Below are 15,609 nucleotides of genomic sequence, written 5' to 3' on the forward strand. Positions count from 1 at the left end.
TCGTCCCTGTCAGGCGTTCTTGAGGAGATAGGCGGAGGAGAGGCTGCCCGAGAGACCGTCGGCAACCACCGTATGGTCCTGGACCTTCTTGTTGAAGATCGTCAGCTGCCGGAAGGAGACGAGCGTGATATCGGGCAGATCGCGGGCGATGATCACCTGCATGCGGTTGAAGAGTTCGACGCGTTTGGCCCTGTCGTTCTCGACCGCAGCCTGTTCGAAGATCGCGTCGATTTCCGGATTGTTGTAGCCCGAGCCGTTCGAGAAGGGCACGCCCTTCTTGAAGTTCTTCGACCAGTAGAGACGCTGCACGCCGATGGTCGGATCGAACGTATTGCCCATGCCGTTGGTGACGAAGGCGAAATCGCCGTCGGTGTAGACGCGCTTCAGCCAGGTCGGCACATCCTGTCCGCGCAGCGTCACCTTGACGCCGATCTTGGACAGCGCATCGCGCAGATAGTCACCGATACGAGTATAGGTGTCGCCATAGGGCATCACATCGTGCGGCACCTCGAAGCGCACACCGTCTGGCCCGCGCGGGAAGCCTGCTTCGTCGAGAAGCTGTTCGGCCCTTGCCGGATCATGGGTATAGACCGGGACGTCAGGATTATAGAAAGCCTTGAGGAAGGGGCTGATCGGGCTCGGCGCTGCGACCGCATAGCCGTAGAAGGCGATATTGGCGACAGTCTGCCGGTCGATCGCATGGGCCACGGCCTGGCGGACCTTGTCATGCTTGAAATACTCGTTCTGCAGGTTGAACTCGATGCGGTAGACGGTCGGCGAATAATCGTTGCCGCGATCGTCGACGGCAAGCGTGGGCGAGGCTTTCAGCCGGTCGATTTCGCTCAGCGACACCGGCGTATCGGGAGCAATATCGACTTCGCCGGTCTCAAGTGCTGCAAGTCTGGCGCTGGCATCGGGAATGAACTTGACGACGATGCGGTCGAGATAGGGCTTGCCCTGGTCCCAATAGTCGGGATTGCGATCCAGGATCACATGGCTGCCGACCGCCCATTCGCGGAAGATGAAAGGACCGGTGCCGATCGGGGCGCGACCATTTGCGTGTCCGGCAAGATCGGTGGCGCCCTCGTAGACATGCTTGGGTACGATCGGCGATTCACTCGCCTGCAAGGCGCCGATGAGATAAGGCGCCGGCTTCGACAGACGGATGATTGCGGTATGGGGGGCCGGTGTTGCCACTTCCTTGACACTGGAGAAGGTGGCCCGGCCGCGCGGATGCACCTCCTTGAGCGCCAGGATGGAGAAGGCGACATCCTCGGCGGTAAAGGGTTTTCCGTCATGCCACTTGACGCCCTGCCTGAGTTCGAAACGGTATTCCAGCCCGTCGTCGCTGACGTGCCAGGCGGTCGCAAGCTGCGGGATCGGCTTGAAGTCCAGCCCGTAAGCCAGCAATCCTTCCGTGACCTTGCCGGAGACGCGTGTGGTCGGGCCTGCCGTATGTGCAAGGGTGACGAGTGTGGGCGGCTCCGGCTGGACGAGCAGGTTGAGCGTACCGCCGGCGACAGGCTCCGCCGCCTCGGCAAAGCGGCCGATGGGCACGACCGCACTGAGCGCTGCGAACGCGAAGAGCTGATTGAGCTGACGTCTGTTGATATCCATAACGACCCCCTGTGTCCGTTTCGGCCTGCCGAGGCCCACGCCTTGGTGAGCGCGCATGATCGGTCCGGGGAGGGGAAATCGAGAAGAATGTTTTTCTAGCAGCGCCCGAAAGCAAAGCTTCGCGCAAATCGGCAGGCGTGCCGGGGCCGTAATAATCTAGTCTTTTAGTAGACAATTTTTCGATTTTAGTTTTTGCTTCTCCGGCAAGGGTGATCACGCGCAAGGAAATGTTTCCGGCCTCGCTATCGGCGCAAAGTGGGTTCTCGTCTTGTCTGGTCGGTTTGTGGTGCAATCAGCTCATGAACACGCTCGCGCCCCACCGCAGGAAGACCATCAATCCGACGCTTGCCCGTCTGCCGCCGCTGACGTCGCTGCGCGCCTTCGTCGCGACGGCGCGTCATCTCAATTTCATCCGTGCCGCCGAAGAGCTGCACGTCACCTCGGCTGCCGTCGGCCAGCAGATCAGGCTCCTGGAAAACTACCTTGGCCAGCCGCTGTTCAACCGGGTGCGCGGCCAGCTGCAGCTGACACCGGCAGGCCACGCCCTGATGCCGGGTCTGACCGATGCCTTCGACGCCGTTCTTTCGGCCATGACGCAGTTTGCGACGAGCGATCACGAGCAGCCGATCCGGGTGTCCGTCGCACCGTCCTTCGCCAGCAAATGGCTGATCCCGCGGCTCGATGCGCTTCGCCGCGCAGCCCCCGGCCTGCAGGTCCTGGTCGAAGCCTCGACCGATCTGACGGACCTCGACGCGAGCGACGCCGACTGCGTGATCCGCTTCGGCAGCGGCGCCTATCCCGGCCTCGCGGTCGATCATCTCTTCTCAGAGGCGGTCGTGCCAGTCTGCAGTCCGCAATTTGCCGACCACCACGGATTGTGGGAGCGACCGGAGGCGATCGAAGACGTGCCGCTTCTTCATGAAGAAGGGGCTGAGCATGACCATGCCTGCCCGGACTGGCATGCCTGGCTGCGCGCCGAGGGACTTTCCTATCGCCCGTCGCGCGGCGGCTTCCGATTGAACCAGTCCTCGCTTGTGCTCGACGCGGCTGTCGCCGGCCAGGGGCTCGGTCTCGGCAAGATCCGGCTCGCGGAAGCCGAGATCCGCAGTGGCCGGCTCGTCTGCCCCCTCGGCAGTCCGCAGGCGGTCGGCTATTCCTATTTTTTCGTCACATCCACCCACAAGGCGCGGCTGATGCGGGTCGATCTCTTCCGCAACTGGCTGCTTGCCGAGGCGCGCGCCGCGCAGACGATTGAGGTCGCCTCGTCCCGTAGCCCTCGATCCGATTTCGATATGATCGCCGCCGAGTGAGATCGTGCAGAGGCAGGCCGGGACGGCCTATTTCAGCCGGAACCCCAGTTTGCGCGCCACCTCGCCAAGTACATGGCGGCCCCTGAGCGCCTCGACCGTGCCGATGCGATTGCGAACCTGATCGGTCCAGTCGATCAGAGGCATGGTCTGTTCGGTCTGGAAGGTTCTGAGAATATAATTGTAACCGGCGAGATCATCGGCCGGTGCGCCATCTTGATAGCGCTCGCGGTGCACGACGCTTGTCTGCGGCAGGCGTGGCTTGACGCCGGCGGGCACCGCCGGATCGGGATAACCGACCGTCAGGCCAAAAACGGGAAAGACACCATCGGGCAGGGCGAGTTCGCGGGCGACCGTTTCCGGATCGTTGCGGATCGCACCGATATAGCAGGTGCCGAGGCCAAGAGATTCCAGGGCGACGACGGCGTTCTGGGCGGCGAGTGCCGCGTCGATCACGCCAAGAAGAAAGCTTTCCACGTAGTCAAGACCTTCGCCCGTCGCGCCGCGCTCCGTTGCAATCTTGCGCGGTCGGGCAAGATCGGCGAGCCAGACAAGCAGAAGCGGGGCCTGGGCGATCTGGCGCTGATTGCCGGCAACCGCATTCAAACGTCCGCGACGTTCGACGTCCTCAACGGCAACCACGCTCCAGGCTTGCAGGTTCGAGGAACTCGGCGCTGACTGGGCGGCGGCAACGGCAAGCTCGATTGCCTCCGCCGGTACCGGGTCCTGCAGATAGTGACGCACGCTCCGATGTGAGAGGATCGTCTCGATGGTTTCGGTCCAATCGCCCGAAAGCTGCTGCTTATTGCGGTAACGCTCGCCGGCAAGCGCCTTCAGCCTGTCGTTGCCGACGTTTCTTTCTGTTGCTGTTGATGGCGTCATATCGATTTCCCCTGCCTGCTGTCATTGTCGGTCGCTATTCTGCCGCGGCCGCATAAGGATTGGTCGGGCGGGCGAGACCGAGATGCTCGCGAAGCGTCCGGCCGCTATAGGCTTGTCGGAACAGTCCGCGCTTGCGCAAGATCGGCACGACCTCGTCGACAAAGACCTCAAGCCCGTGCGGCAATACGTCCGGCATCAGGTTGAAGCCATCTGCCGCACCGGCGACAAACCAGCGTTCGATGTCGTCGGCAACGTCCTGTGGCGTGCCGACAATGGTGCGATGGCCAGTGCCTCCGTTCAAGGCGCGGATCAGGCCGCGCACGCTGAGCCCCTCCCGTTTGGCGAGCGCCAGCGTGGCGCGGAAGAAAGTATGGCCACCATCGGGCGGCAGCGGAATGTCGTCCGGTAGCGGCGCGTCGAGGTCGAGGTTCTTGGCGTCGAGCTGCAGCACGCCCGCAAGTCGAGCGAGACTATATTCGAGCGGTATCAGCTCGCGCAGCTCTTCCTGCCGGCGTTTGGCCTCGATCTCGGTACTGCCGATGATCGTCGCGAGGCCGGCAAGCACGAGGATGCTGTCGGCCGGCCTGCCGAAGCGGGCAGCACGCCGGCGCAGGTCGCCGGCATAATCGAGCGCCTCTTCGAAGGATTGCGAGGCGGAGAAAACGGCTTCGGCATGTTCGGACGCAAGCTCTCTTCCATCGTTCGAGCCGCCGGCCTGGACGAGAACCGGATGGCCCTGAGGCGGGCGTGGAATATTGTGCGGCCCGTGCACCTGGAAATGCTTGCCGCGATGGGCGATCGCATGGACACGTGTCGGATCGACGAAACGGCCTGTCGCGACATCGCCGATAAAGGCATCTTCCTCCCAGCTGTCCCACAGCGCCTTGACGACGGCGGTAAATTCGCCGGCGCGCTCGTAGCGGCTGGAATGGGCGACCGGCTTTTCGAGGCCGAAATTGCGGCTCTGCGACAGGTCGACGCTGGTGACGATGTTCCAGCCGGCCCGGCCGGCGCTCGCATGGTCAAGCGTCGCAAAGCGACGGGCGATATTGTAGGGTTCGTTATAGGTCGTCGAGGCGGTGGCGATGAGCCCTATATGCTGTGTGTTGGCGGCGACCAGCGCAAGCACGATCGTTGGCTCGAGCGAGGTCAGCGGCCGGAAGTCCACCCGGTCCGAGATCGCCGCCTGGTCGGCGAGGAAGACGGCATCGAACGTGCCGCGTTCGGCGATCCTGGCGACATTGATGTAGTGATTGATATCGAAGGAGGCGCGAGGATCGCTGCCTTCCATCCGCCAAGCCGCAGGCGAGAAGCCCGAATGCAGGATATTGATGTTGAGATGAAGCTCACGCCCGCTCATTGGAATATCCCGGGTTCAGGATAGTCGCCCGTCAGGAACCACGTCCCGACATTGCGTGTCTTGTATTCGGCCGGATTGTGCAGCGTATGGATGCGCACATTGCGCCAGAACCGGTCGAAACCATGGGCGCGCACCGCCGACCGCGCGCCCATGACCTCGAAGATCTCGCTTGTGACCTCGAGCGCCACCTTGCCGGCCAGCACGTTGGCGGAAGCAACTGCAATCGCTGCCTGGCCGCGCTCGTCCGCCGTCAGCGCAGCGCCTTTGGCATAGGCGGCGTCCAGGGCCTGAGCTGCCCGGTCGGCAAGCGCGGTCGCAGCCTGCACCTTCGTCCAGAGCTCACCATATTGCCGCTTGATCCAGGGATCGTCGACGTGTCGCTCGACGCCGGAATAGATCCAGGGCCGTGATTTCGTGACCGTATAGTCGCGGGCTGCTGTGAGCGCGCCCTGGGCGGTGCCGACAAAGACGTTGAGGAGCACGCTCTGCTGCTGCTGGGGCGCCAGAAGCGCGATCGGGTCGCGCGGGCGCTCCGCCAGGATTTCGTCACCGTCGATCCCGACATCCTTGTAGAAGACTCTACCGCTGCCTGTCTGCCGTTGGCCGATACCGTCCCAGTCGTCGGCGATGGTGATCCCCGGACGATTGGCCGGAATGTAGGCAAAGCTGCGCTGGTTGGTTTCCTCGTCTTCCCAGGCGACCATGAGATAGTCGGCGACATGCGAGCCGGAGGCGAAGGGGCGAAAGCCGTTCAGGATGACACCACCGGCGGTCTTTCGGCCGAACAGGCTCTTCGAAAAACTGTTGGTCGTATTACCCCAGAACCAGCGGCCATCCGCTGAGCGACGCAAGATCTCATGTGAGCGCTTGTCGCCAGCCGTCGCCGCGTTCTGCAGCGGGCCGAAATGATAGCCGTAGAGATGACCGAGCGAACCATCGACCTTGGAAAATTCACGCAGAACCCTGAGCGCGGTCGAATAGGGCTGCCCCTCACCGCCGAATTCCTTCGGGATCAGCAGATTGACGAGGCCGCTCTCCTTCAGAAGCCTGATCTGTTCGCAGGGTCGGCCGCCGAGCTGGTCGCGTTCGACAGCATCGTGAGCAAAGATCTCCGTGAGTTCGGCCGCCTTGGCGAGATAGGGATTGTCTCGATCCGCCTCAAAGAGGGCAGGCAGATTTGGTGTCGGCTCTGGTTGATTTGGCTCGAACGTTCCAGGCTTTACGGTCACGGTGTTCTTCCTTCAGTTATGAAGCCGCGGGAAGCCATGGCGCTCGGCAAGCAGTTCGAGGATGCGATCGGTCTTGTTGACGAAACGCACGCCATTCCAGTGTTCAGCATCAGCCGGTGCGTTCTCGGCGAGAACAAGCACGGGCAACGACTGATGTTCCTCGCCGACGGCAGCAATCACGTTTGCGCGCGGCCGGGGAAAGGCAACCCGCTCCACCTCGATCTTGCCTGCAAGATCGGGGAAGGACGCCAGCAGTCCCTCGATAGCGTTGCAATAGGGGCAGACGAAACTGACGCCCGGCTTGTTGGGATCGGAAAAACCCGGTTCGATGAGATAAAGCTTGTCGTGGCTCATTGGTTTCTCCCTATTCGGCCGCCGCAGCATTGCCGGCATCTGCGAAGCGGTTTGCCGGGCGCTTGAGACCCAGATTCTCGCGCAGCGTCGCGCCTTCGTATTCAGTGCGAAAGAGGCCTCGGCGGCGCAGCTCCGGAACGACGAGCTCGATGAAGTCGGCAAGCCCGCCCGGCATCAGCGGCGCCATGATGTTGAAGCCGTCGGCCCCGTAATTTTCGAAACGCTCTTCGAGCACATCGGCGATCTGGACCGGCGTGCCGACCACCTGCCAGTGGCCGCGGGCGCCGGCGATGCGCAGATAGAGCTGGCGGATCGTCAGATTTTCGCGTCGGGCGAGATCAAGGACGAGAGCCTGTCGGCTTTTACCGGCATTGGTGGCCGGCGGATCGTCGGGCACCAGCCCATCGAGCGGATAGGCGGATAGATCGACACCGGAGAGCTGGGAGATCAGGTTCAGTCCGACTTCGGGCTGAATGAGCGCCTGCAGGGATTCGAACTTTTCCTGCGCTTCGGATTCTGTTCTGCCGACAACAGGGAAAATGCCCGGCAGGATTTTCAGGTCGTCATGTGAACGGCCGAATTTGGCAAGCCGGCCTTTGACATCGGCGTAGAAAGCGACCGCTTCCTCAAGGGTGATCTGGGCGGCGAATATGGCTTCCGCGGTACGCGCGGCAAGCTCCTTGCCGGGCTCGGAGGCTCCCGCCTGAACCAGGACTGGCCGCCCCTGCGGTGAGCGCGGGATGTTGAGGGGGCCGCGCACCTTGAAGTGCTTGCCACTGTGATCGAGCCTGTGGAGCTTGTGAGGATCGAAATAGCGTCCCGATTGCCTGTCGCGAATGAAGGCGTCGTCTTCAAAGCTGTCCCAGAGGCCGAGGACGACATCGGCGAATTCCTCGGCGCGCTCGTAACGGTCGGCATGCAGGATCTGCGCGTCATGCCCGAAATTATAGGCGGCGTCCGGATCGGAAGATGTGACGAGGTTCCAGCCGGCCCGCCCGCCGCTCAACCGGTCGAGGGACGCAAACTGCCGTGCCAGATTGAACGGATCGGAAAAGCTCGTCGAGGCGGTGGCGATCAGGCCGATATTGCGGGTGACGGAGGAAAGCGCCGAGAGCAACGTGATCGGTTCGAACGGATAAATGCCACTATGGGCCTTGCGGCTTGCCGCTTCGACGTCTTTCAACCGTGCTGCCACGCCATCGGCAAAGAAGATGGCATCGAATTTCGCAGCCTCGGCAAGGCGTGCAAGTTCGAGATAATTTTCGAATTCCGTGCCGACAGAGGCGTGCGGATGGCGCCAGGCGGCGACATGGTGGCCGGTGAAAAGCAGGAAGGCACCGAGCTTGATCTGGTCCTTGCGTCTTGCCATGGAATATCCTTTCAGCGGTAGATGGCCGGCACGGGGAACTCGCCCGTCAGCAGAAAGGCGCCGACCGTGCGCTTCTTGTATTCGGCAGGATTGTGCAGCGTGTGGGTCCGCACATTGCGCCAGAAACGGTCGAAGCCGTTGGCCTGCGTGGCGGAACGCGCGCCCATGACCTCGAAGACCTCGCTCGACACGGCAAGGCCGACCTCGCCCGCATAAAGATTGGCCGTGGCGATATCGATGGCGGCAGCACCACGATCGGCGTGGCTCAGGGAGGGTCCTTGCGCATAGGCGTCATCGAGGCTGCGGGCAGCCTTGTCGGCAAGCTCTGCGGCCGCAAGCGTGCGGATATAGAGTTCGCCATATTGGCGTTTGATCCAGGGGTCGTCGATGTGTCGTTCCACGCCCGAATAGATCCACGGTCGGGATGATGTTACCGTATAGTCGCGCCCCTCTTCCAGGATGCCCTGGGCGCTGCCGACGAACACGTTGAGAAGTACGCTCTGCTGAAGAAGCGAGGTGAGGGACGCGTAAGGCGTCAGTGGCACAGAAGGCGCGCTGATCACCTCATCGTCGTCGATGTAAAGATCGCGGAAATGGACGGTGCCGCTGCCGGTTTGCCGCTGGCCGATGCCATCCCAGTCATCCGCAATCACGATGCGCTGATGATCCGCGGGGACCGCCGCGGTCAGGCGTTCGCCGGATGAATTTTCCCAGGATATCTGAATATAGTCGGCAATGTGCGAGCCCGAGGAAAAGGGACGGCTGCCGTTGATCGTCCAGCCGCCTTTGGTCTTTTCGCCTGTCGAGGTCTTCGACATGGCATTGCCGGAATTGCTCCAGATCCAGTTGCCGGCAGCCGATCCGCTCAGCCACCTATCCTTCTGGGGATTCGAACCCCGAAAGAGGATGAGGTTCAGAGGCAGATGATGGTAACCGAAGAGATGTGCGAGCGACCCGTCGGTCTTGGCGAATTCCCGCACGATGCGAAGGATCGTCAGCCAGGGAGCCCCCTGCCCACCATAGGCTTTCGCGATTTGCGCCGACGGCAGGCCGCTTTCCTTCAGGAGCCTGATCTGCTCAACAGGTCTTCCCCCTTGCTTGTCCCGATCGACCGCATCCCGGTGGAACGCCGCCCGCAACTCGGCAGCCTTTGCTAGGAGCGGATCATCAACGTCAAATTCGAACGACATATAGCCTCTGCACATCACGGCGCCAGGAGTTCTGGCGGCGTCTATGGCGCCGACCGTCGACCGATGCTCGGGGCAAGTCCAGACAAATGAATTTGGGGTTCGGGAAAGAAATTCTTTCCGGAACCAGCGCATAATCGGATTACAAGTCTCGGCCTGCTCCGAGTCCTGATACGGCTCAGTCGCCTGACTGATGAGCGCCACCCGCTGGCGCTTGTTTTTGTCCTGCTCGCGCGTCGCAGGAAGCAAGCTTCATCAACGATGAAGTCTATGGCGCCACAGGCGCCAGGGACGTTGCTTGATGTGGACCTTCTTCGCGGGATACTATCTCGCAAGGACCGACTTTGAAGCATGTGCCCGCAGGAGTCCTGGACGTCGCCGATTTCCGAAACTTAGTCAGTGGAAGACATTATGCAAACCATCGTTCTGACGGGAGGCTGCCAATGTGGTGCCGTCCGATATTCGCTCGATCAGCAACCGCAGAATGTTCACATATGTCACTGCCGAATGTGCCAGAAGGCAGTAGGCGGCCCCTTCGCGATCATCTGCCCCGTAATGAAGACGGCATTTCGCGTAACACGCGGTGCAGTCAGCTATTTCCGCAGTTCGGATGTCGGGCGCCGCGGATACTGCTGCGACTGCGGCACCCCGCTGACATTCGACTATCCTGATGGCGAGGACATCGGTGTTCTTGTCGGTACGCTCGACGAGCCTAACCGTGCGCCGCCCGAAAATCAGTACGGTAACGAGAGTCGTGTATCTTGGTATTCTGGGCTCGTACAGGTACCCGGCGACCGACCGACTTACGCCGACAACCCTCAGATGCTGCACCGGATCACGAGCACCAACCATCAGCATCCAGACCATGAAACGGATATCTGGCCTCCGACTGTCTAGTGTCCGGTTTAGTGTGAGCGAATAATAGTGTGACGCGACCACCGCCGAGCGCTGTTGCAACTTCACGCACTTCTTTCGCGACGACGGCGAAACTCTTCCCCAGCACGCGCCACTTCAACGCCGACATTGAGGGCCTAAAACGGCAGCCGTCTGGTTGATTTGCAACATCTGACGACAAGATAGCGTCGCCTTCACGTGCGCCCGGCACAGAATGGGACCGATTTTTGCGGCATTCGACAAGGCTATTTCGCGTCAAGTGAACATGGCGGCGGTTCGCGGTATCGATGTTCAGGGGCGCGCTTCCAGTTGCGCTGGAGATGGCCGGTCGTCTGTTGCGACAATGGCGACGTGTGGCGGGTCAGATCCGGAAGCGGAACACGAGGTCGTTGGGCAGTCGCTCCTGCTTCCGCCGCGCAACGCTGACGCTGAAGCTCCTGCCCTTCCTCACCCTCTCGTCTGACGCGAATTCCCGATGCTCGATTTGCAGTCTGCAGGCGAGAAAGAGCAACTCGAATAACGTCGGCGGAGGCCGGCAGGACAACTCGGCCACGGAGGCGAGCACCCGATAGGGTTAGTGCGGTAGGTATTGTCGAATATGCGGATATACGCATTATTTCTGCGGCTGGCGCTGCCAGCAAGATCGGTCGAGGCTCTGGGGATACCATGGAAACAATTGTTGAGGACGCCCATACTGGCGTAGTGTCGCCTGAACTCGTGGTCGATGCACTGTTTGCATGCCGCAAGACAGCAGCGATCAGGGCGGGCATCGAGCTCGCCAAACTTCGCACGTGACTCTCAAGTTAAATGCCCATTCTCAATTCATATGCCGATACAACTATTTGATATCGTTCAGACCGAAGTCTAGCAGTTAACTGCCAAACGACAGCGAGCACGTCGATGGCAGCGAATTGTTAGGGAAGGCGTGCTGTCGCAGCTTGCGCTGCATTTACCACAGTCTAAGTCAACTCTCGGCTCTCGTCCTGCAGGGTAACGGAAACAGTAGATTTCGGAACCTCTCAATTGAGAAAGATCAGGCTTGCGGCACCGATCAAGCCGGCATGCCTTCCGAGTTGTGCCGGCACGACCGGCACATCGCGATAAGCGGGCATCGCCCGCTCCTGAATGGTTCCCTCGATCGGTTTGCGAAGGAGATCGTAGCCGTGGGAAATTCCACCGCCCATGACGATCATGTCGGGCGAGTAGAGATGGAGCAGATTGGTAAAGCCGATGCCGAGCCAGCGGGCTTCCCTGTCAATTAGCGCAAGGGCTGCTTCGTCACCCCCGCGCGCAGCCTCGACAACGTGTCGGCCCGTCACCTCGCCGTCGTGGGACAGCGTTCGCAGCGCCGAACCGTCGCCCGGTTTTGTCAGAGCCGTCGCACGCCGGCCGAGTGCCGTGCCCGACGCCACCGCCTCGAAGCAGCCCACCGCCCCGCAAAGGCATCGTTCGCTCTCGCTGGTGATGGTCATATGGCCGATTTCGCCTGCGAGCCCGCGGCGCCCATGCACGATCCGGCCGTCGGAGATCACCCCGCCGCCGATGCCGGTGGACACGGTGACGAACACCAGCGAGGCCGCGCCGCGGCCGGCGCCGAAACGCCATTCGCCGAGAGCGGCGGCGTTCGCATCGTTCTCCAATCGGACAGGCAGGTTCAAGCGGTCCTGAAGAAGGCGCGCGAGGGGGACTTCACGCCAGCCCGAGAGCGTCGGCGGTGCTGTAAGGATGCCCGCGACCGGATCGAGCGGGCCGGGCGCTCCGATGCCGATACCGAGCGGCCTGGCGTCGGGACGTTGCGAGCAGGTTTTCTCGGCAAGCATTGTGATCTGCTCGATAACGGCATCCGGTCCATCCCTGGCGCGCGTCGGCACGGATGCGAAAGCCAGCAATTTGCCGCCGTCGCCAACCAGTGCAGCGCGCAACTCCGTTCCACCCAGATCGAATGCAAGCGCAATTCTGCTCATCAGGGCCGGGTCTCCAGAGCATGCAGCCAGGCGATACGCTGCGGCAGATTCGTGTCGCCGAACGCCAGCGATCCGAGCACGACCGTCTCGGCACCTGCTGCCCGCAACAGCGGAACGGTCTGTTCGCGGATGCCGCCGTCCGCCGCAAGAACGATCTCCTTTTCACGTCCGGCACGCTTCATCAGCGAGCGCGCTTCGCGAAGCCGATCGCAGGCTTTGTCCGAAAGGTTTTGTCCCTTGACGCCGATCGAGGTCCCGAGCAGCGTGAAGAAAGCGACCTCGGCGAGGAACGGTTCTGCCTCGGCGACCGGAGTTTCCAGCCGCAGGACGACGCCGGCTTCGGCCCCAAGCTCCTTTGCGAGGGCCACTGCGCGCAGGCTAGCTTCACCGTTCTCGGCATGAACGCTGACGAGATCGGCGCCCGCTTCGATGAACTGGCGTGTCTGCTCCTCGACAATCTCGGCCTCGACCATTAGATGCACATGGATCGGTTTTGCCGTCAGCTTGGCGATGCGGGCGACGAAATCGGGAAAGAACAGGAAGCCGGGTGTGAAGCGCGCGTCGGCAACGTCGATATGGTGGAGATCGACATAGGGTTCGATGCGGTGAAGGTCGCGTTCCATATTTGCAAGATCTGCGGACCAGAGTGAAAACTCGCCGAGCAGCCTATGGCGGGGCAATGCGGCGATGGCGCCGCCCGAGAGGGATTTCGATGTCATGGCTGAGCGACGCTCCGATGTTTGAATTCGGTGGTGAGGAATTGCAGGATAACCGTTCGGACCGCGGCGAAATGCGCTTCGGCATCCGCTGCCTTTGCCGGCACTTCGAGGAAATGCGCATTTGGAAGCGCGTCAGCCGTCAACCGTGCGACTGCGAGAGGGTGAATGGCATCCTGCTGATTGCCGAGGACGAGGGCGGGAATAGCAAGCTTTGCCGCGTCTTCTCGCGAAACGCCGGTGCCATCCGAGGCGATGTCATCAAGCACGTTGGCAAAGGCTAACGCATCCGGGCGCTCGAAATAGCTGAGCAGGGAAGCAAGATTGTCCGGCGCTTCCACCCGCAGACGTTCCGCTGTCGCCGACTTGGCAAAAAGCGCCTCGCCTTCGGCAAGTGGATGAGATCGAAGCAAAGCCGCGATCTCGCGGATCGGCGCGAGGTTGTCGGGCGCGCGGGCAAAGGACCAGGCCGGGCGGACCAGGATGAGACCCATGACCCGCTCGGGGTGTGTTTTTGCCAGATGCAGCGCGATGGCTGCGCCCATAGAGATACCGCCGGCGATGAACCGGTCTATTCCCTTTTCGTCCGCCGCGGCGATGACGTCGGCTGCAAACATCGCAATCGAGAAGGGGCGCTGCGTTCCGAGCGTCGAACTGCCATGTCCGCGGCACTCGGTTGTAATCCGCCGCCAGCCTGACCCTTCGGGGAAAACCTGCGCGACCTGCGCTTCATTGCCTCCGAGCCCGTGTTGAAAGAGCAAGGCTTTGCCGGTCCCGAAGTCTTGGATGGAAAGGTCGGCATCGTCTCGCCTGAGGGTGATCTGCACCTTCATCGGATCAGATCCGAAAGAAATCTGGCGACGGCGGGTGCCTGCTCCGCCGCAAGGCCGTGCGTGACGAGCGCACCGCTGAAACCGGTCGCGCGTAGGCCGTCGATGAAGGCGGGGAAATCGACGATACCCAGACCTGCCGTCGCGAAGCGGCCGTCGGCATGGCGGTCCTTCGCATGGGCCATCGTCACATGCCCGGCCGAGAGTTCGATCGCCCTGGCGACGATCTCGGACACTTCGGCCGGTGTCGCCTTCTCGAAGAGGTTTGCCGGATCGAGCACGATGCGCAGGCGCTTCGAACCCATCTCTCGGATCAACCGCACGGCATCAGCAGCGGACGTGACAACGTTTGCTTGTTCCGGCTCAATGCCAAGATCGATGTCGCACCGCTCGGCAAGTTCCAGCGCTTTTTCCATTTCGGCGGCCATATCGGCCCAGGCGGACGGAAGCGCATTGTCCGGATGATGCATCCATTGGTCCTGGGCATGGCGGCTGCCGGTGCAGAGCGTCACCAGCGGAATCTTCAGGGCCGCTGCCGTTTCGATCACCACCCCAAGCTGTTTGAGCCCCCTTTCTCGCACGGATTTGTCCGGATGGGCCATGTTATAGGTGCCCGATAGTGCTGCGAGCGAAACGCCGGTCTCTTCAGATGCCGCCCGTATCGCGGTAATCGTTTCCGGCGCCACTGCATCCGGCATCGACGGCAGGCCGACGCAGGCGAGATTGAACTGCGTCGTCGCAAATCCGCTGTTACGCACGGCCGAGAGCACGTGCTCTGGATCGGTGCCGGGGAAGGTCTTTGCAAAGATGCCAAGCAGCATCAGACCGATCCCGTGACGGTTGCGAGTGCGACGCGTTCGCCCGTTTCGACCGAGCGGGCGATGGCGACCATGGCGCGGATGGAGGCAATGCCATCCTCTATATCAGCGCCGCGCATCGGCGCGCCGTTCAGCACGGTATCGGCAAGCCCTTCCAGTTGCCGGCGAAAGAAGTGCCCGTCGGCTCCCAGCGGCTTGCGGGTCGTCGCGTCCTTTTCATGGAAGATCTCGACTTCACTCGCCCTGAGGTACCATGGATTGAAGGTTTTGGCGATCACCGAGCCGTTTTCGCCATAGAGCTGGAAGCCCTCATGCCAGTCCATGCGGACCGCGACCGTCAGATCGAGATGACCGAGCGCGCCATTGGCGAATTCGGTCTCCACGAACCAGCAATAGGCGCCGGCACGCTCGAGAAGGCGGGCTCGCACCGCGACGATCTCGCCACACAGGAAACGGGCGGTATCGACGAGATGCGAGCCATGCGCCAGCATGAAATACTGGCGCAGGTCAGCCTTGGGATTTCCGGAAGGTTTTCTGGCAAATTTGCTGGTGATCGGCAGCGGCTGGACCGCGTCGGTATTGGTGTAGCGGTGGGTGGAGTCGCAGTACCAGGCTTTCAGCGCGAAGATCTCGCCGATATCGTCACGGACAAAAGCCCGGGCAGCCTCCAGCGCCGGGTCGAACCGCTTCATGTGACCGACCTGCAGCACTTTGCCGGAGCGCTTGACGGCGTCGGCGAGCGCCCGGCCCTCCTCGATCGTCATACCCGTCGGTTTTTCGCAGAGCACATGCTTTCCCGCATCGAGCGCCTTGACCGACATCGGCACGTGATAGGCGTCCGACGTGGCGATGATGACGGCTTCGAGCTCGGGATCGGCAAGCATCGCGTCATAATCGGCATACATTTTCTGTGGTTCGTATGTCGCACCCATGCGCGCAAGCAGGTCGGGTGCTGCGTCACAGATGGCGTAAAGATCGGCATTCCCTGCCTTCACGCAGGATTCGAGATGGGCAAACTGTGCGATCGGGCCGCAGCCGAGCACGCCCACACGCAGCCGACGGTCTTCCTTACGGATCATGAC

Annotated in this window: 14 protein-coding genes and 1 pseudogene; 3 read left to right on the top strand and 12 right to left on the bottom strand. The window is 61.8% G+C overall.

Annotated elements, in window-relative coordinates:
- Window positions 1-9: 9 nt before the first annotated feature.
- A complete protein-coding gene (locus ACR9ZQ_RS30525) occupies window positions 10-1,617 on the bottom strand; it encodes an ABC transporter substrate-binding protein (RefSeq protein ID WP_481429474.1) in 1,608 nt (535 codons plus the stop codon).
- Window positions 1,618-1,916: 299 nt separating this feature from the next.
- On the opposite strand from ACR9ZQ_RS30525, the gene gcvA reads away from it, so the two are divergent.
- On the top strand, window positions 1,917-2,927 hold the full coding sequence (gcvA, locus tag ACR9ZQ_RS30530) for a transcriptional regulator GcvA (RefSeq protein ID WP_113320719.1): 1,011 nt from the start codon (window positions 1,917-1,919) through the stop codon (window positions 2,925-2,927).
- A 27-nt stretch (window positions 2,928-2,954) separates the two neighbouring features.
- On the opposite strand, the gene ACR9ZQ_RS30535 is transcribed toward gcvA, so the two are convergent.
- Genes ACR9ZQ_RS30535 through ACR9ZQ_RS30560 form a run of 6 tightly spaced genes read right to left on the bottom strand, consistent with a single transcriptional unit; the run spans window position 2,955 to window position 9,308 of the window.
- Window positions 2,955-3,806, bottom strand: a complete 852-nt coding sequence (locus ACR9ZQ_RS30535) for an NADPH-dependent oxidoreductase (RefSeq protein WP_481429475.1) — start codon at window positions 3,804-3,806, stop codon at window positions 2,955-2,957.
- Window positions 3,807-3,840: 34 nt separating this feature from the next.
- Entirely contained in the window at window positions 3,841-5,166 is a 1,326-nt protein-coding gene (locus tag ACR9ZQ_RS30540) for an LLM class flavin-dependent oxidoreductase (protein ID WP_481429476.1), read from the bottom strand.
- Window positions 5,163-6,395, bottom strand: a complete 1,233-nt coding sequence (locus ACR9ZQ_RS30545; RefSeq protein WP_481429477.1) for an acyl-CoA dehydrogenase family protein — start codon at window positions 6,393-6,395, stop codon at window positions 5,163-5,165. The genes ACR9ZQ_RS30540 and ACR9ZQ_RS30545 overlap by 4 nt, the downstream gene beginning before the upstream one ends.
- A gap of 12 nt (window positions 6,396-6,407) precedes the next feature.
- Window positions 6,408-6,749 (bottom strand): DUF3088 domain-containing protein, encoded by a 342-nt coding sequence (locus ACR9ZQ_RS30550; protein ID WP_481429478.1) that lies wholly within the window; start codon window positions 6,747-6,749, stop codon window positions 6,408-6,410.
- A gap of 10 nt (window positions 6,750-6,759) precedes the next feature.
- A complete protein-coding gene (locus ACR9ZQ_RS30555) occupies window positions 6,760-8,118 on the bottom strand; it encodes an LLM class flavin-dependent oxidoreductase (RefSeq protein WP_481429479.1) in 1,359 nt (452 codons plus the stop codon).
- 11 nt (window positions 8,119-8,129) lie between these two features.
- Entirely contained in the window at window positions 8,130-9,308 is a 1,179-nt protein-coding gene (locus tag ACR9ZQ_RS30560; protein ID WP_481429480.1) for an acyl-CoA dehydrogenase family protein, read from the bottom strand.
- A gap of 408 nt (window positions 9,309-9,716) precedes the next feature.
- On the opposite strand from ACR9ZQ_RS30560, the gene ACR9ZQ_RS30565 reads away from it, so the two are divergent.
- Window positions 9,717-10,202 (top strand): GFA family protein, encoded by a 486-nt coding sequence (locus tag ACR9ZQ_RS30565; protein WP_310381346.1) that lies wholly within the window; start codon window positions 9,717-9,719, stop codon window positions 10,200-10,202.
- Window positions 10,203-10,865: 663 nt separating this feature from the next.
- Window positions 10,866-10,976, top strand: a pseudogene (locus tag ACR9ZQ_RS30570) (SAM-dependent methyltransferase); the annotation flags it as partial.
- A gap of 242 nt (window positions 10,977-11,218) precedes the next feature.
- Here ACR9ZQ_RS30570 and ACR9ZQ_RS30575 read toward each other — a convergent pair.
- Genes ACR9ZQ_RS30575 through ACR9ZQ_RS30595 form a run of 5 tightly spaced genes read right to left on the bottom strand, consistent with a single transcriptional unit; the run spans window position 11,219 to window position 15,606 of the window.
- A complete protein-coding gene (locus ACR9ZQ_RS30575) occupies window positions 11,219-12,163 on the bottom strand; it encodes an ROK family protein (protein ID WP_310381349.1) in 945 nt (314 codons plus the stop codon).
- Window positions 12,163-12,882 carry a ribulose-phosphate 3-epimerase gene (locus ACR9ZQ_RS30580; RefSeq protein WP_481429481.1) on the bottom strand — a complete coding sequence of 240 codons (720 nt, stop codon included), beginning with the start codon at window positions 12,880-12,882 and terminating at the stop codon, window positions 12,163-12,165. Before ACR9ZQ_RS30580 ends, ACR9ZQ_RS30575 begins: the two co-directional genes overlap by 1 nt.
- The gene (locus ACR9ZQ_RS30585; protein WP_481429482.1) at window positions 12,879-13,712 is read right to left on the bottom strand and encodes an alpha/beta fold hydrolase; all 834 of its coding nucleotides are present in this window, start codon (window positions 13,710-13,712) and stop codon (window positions 12,879-12,881) included. The genes ACR9ZQ_RS30580 and ACR9ZQ_RS30585 overlap by 4 nt, the downstream gene beginning before the upstream one ends.
- On the bottom strand, window positions 13,709-14,530 hold the full coding sequence (locus tag ACR9ZQ_RS30590) for a sugar phosphate isomerase/epimerase family protein (RefSeq protein ID WP_481429483.1): 822 nt from the start codon (window positions 14,528-14,530) through the stop codon (window positions 13,709-13,711). The genes ACR9ZQ_RS30585 and ACR9ZQ_RS30590 overlap by 4 nt, the downstream gene beginning before the upstream one ends.
- Entirely contained in the window at window positions 14,530-15,606 is a 1,077-nt protein-coding gene (locus tag ACR9ZQ_RS30595; RefSeq protein ID WP_310381360.1) for a Gfo/Idh/MocA family protein, read from the bottom strand. The genes ACR9ZQ_RS30590 and ACR9ZQ_RS30595 overlap by 1 nt, the downstream gene beginning before the upstream one ends.
- Window positions 15,607-15,609: the final 3 nt, after the last annotated feature.

The organism is Rhizobium sp. KNZ14-9A, from assembly GCF_056755015.1.

Excerpts from the sequence above, each read along its gene's own strand:
- ACR9ZQ_RS30540 (WP_481429476.1), bottom strand. The coding sequence starts at position 5,166 with ATGAGCGGGCGTGAGCTTCATCTCAACATCAATATCCTGCATTCGGGC.
- ACR9ZQ_RS30525 (WP_481429474.1), bottom strand. The coding sequence starts at position 1,617 with ATGGATATCAACAGACGTCAGCTCAATCAGCTCTTCGCGTTCGCAGCG.
- ACR9ZQ_RS30535 (WP_481429475.1), bottom strand. The coding sequence starts at position 3,806 with ATGACGCCATCAACAGCAACAGAAAGAAACGTCGGCAACGACAGGCTG.
- ACR9ZQ_RS30560 (WP_481429480.1), bottom strand. The coding sequence starts at position 9,308 with ATGTCGTTCGAATTTGACGTTGATGATCCGCTCCTAGCAAAGGCTGCC.
- ACR9ZQ_RS30550 (WP_481429478.1), bottom strand. The coding sequence starts at position 6,749 with ATGAGCCACGACAAGCTTTATCTCATCGAACCGGGTTTTTCCGATCCC.
- ACR9ZQ_RS30595 (WP_310381360.1), bottom strand. The coding sequence starts at position 15,606 with ATGATCCGTAAGGAAGACCGTCGGCTGCGTGTGGGCGTGCTCGGCTGC.
- ACR9ZQ_RS30575 (WP_310381349.1), bottom strand. The coding sequence starts at position 12,163 with ATGAGCAGAATTGCGCTTGCATTCGATCTGGGTGGAACGGAGTTGCGC.
- ACR9ZQ_RS30580 (WP_481429481.1), bottom strand. The coding sequence starts at position 12,882 with ATGACATCGAAATCCCTCTCGGGCGGCGCCATCGCCGCATTGCCCCGC.
- gcvA (WP_113320719.1), top strand. The coding sequence starts at position 1,917 with ATGAACACGCTCGCGCCCCACCGCAGGAAGACCATCAATCCGACGCTT.
- ACR9ZQ_RS30585 (WP_481429482.1), bottom strand. The coding sequence starts at position 13,712 with ATGAAGGTGCAGATCACCCTCAGGCGAGACGATGCCGACCTTTCCATC.
- ACR9ZQ_RS30590 (WP_481429483.1), bottom strand. The coding sequence starts at position 14,530 with ATGCTGCTTGGCATCTTTGCAAAGACCTTCCCCGGCACCGATCCAGAG.
- ACR9ZQ_RS30565 (WP_310381346.1), top strand. The coding sequence starts at position 9,717 with ATGCAAACCATCGTTCTGACGGGAGGCTGCCAATGTGGTGCCGTCCGA.
- ACR9ZQ_RS30555 (WP_481429479.1), bottom strand. The coding sequence starts at position 8,118 with ATGGCAAGACGCAAGGACCAGATCAAGCTCGGTGCCTTCCTGCTTTTC.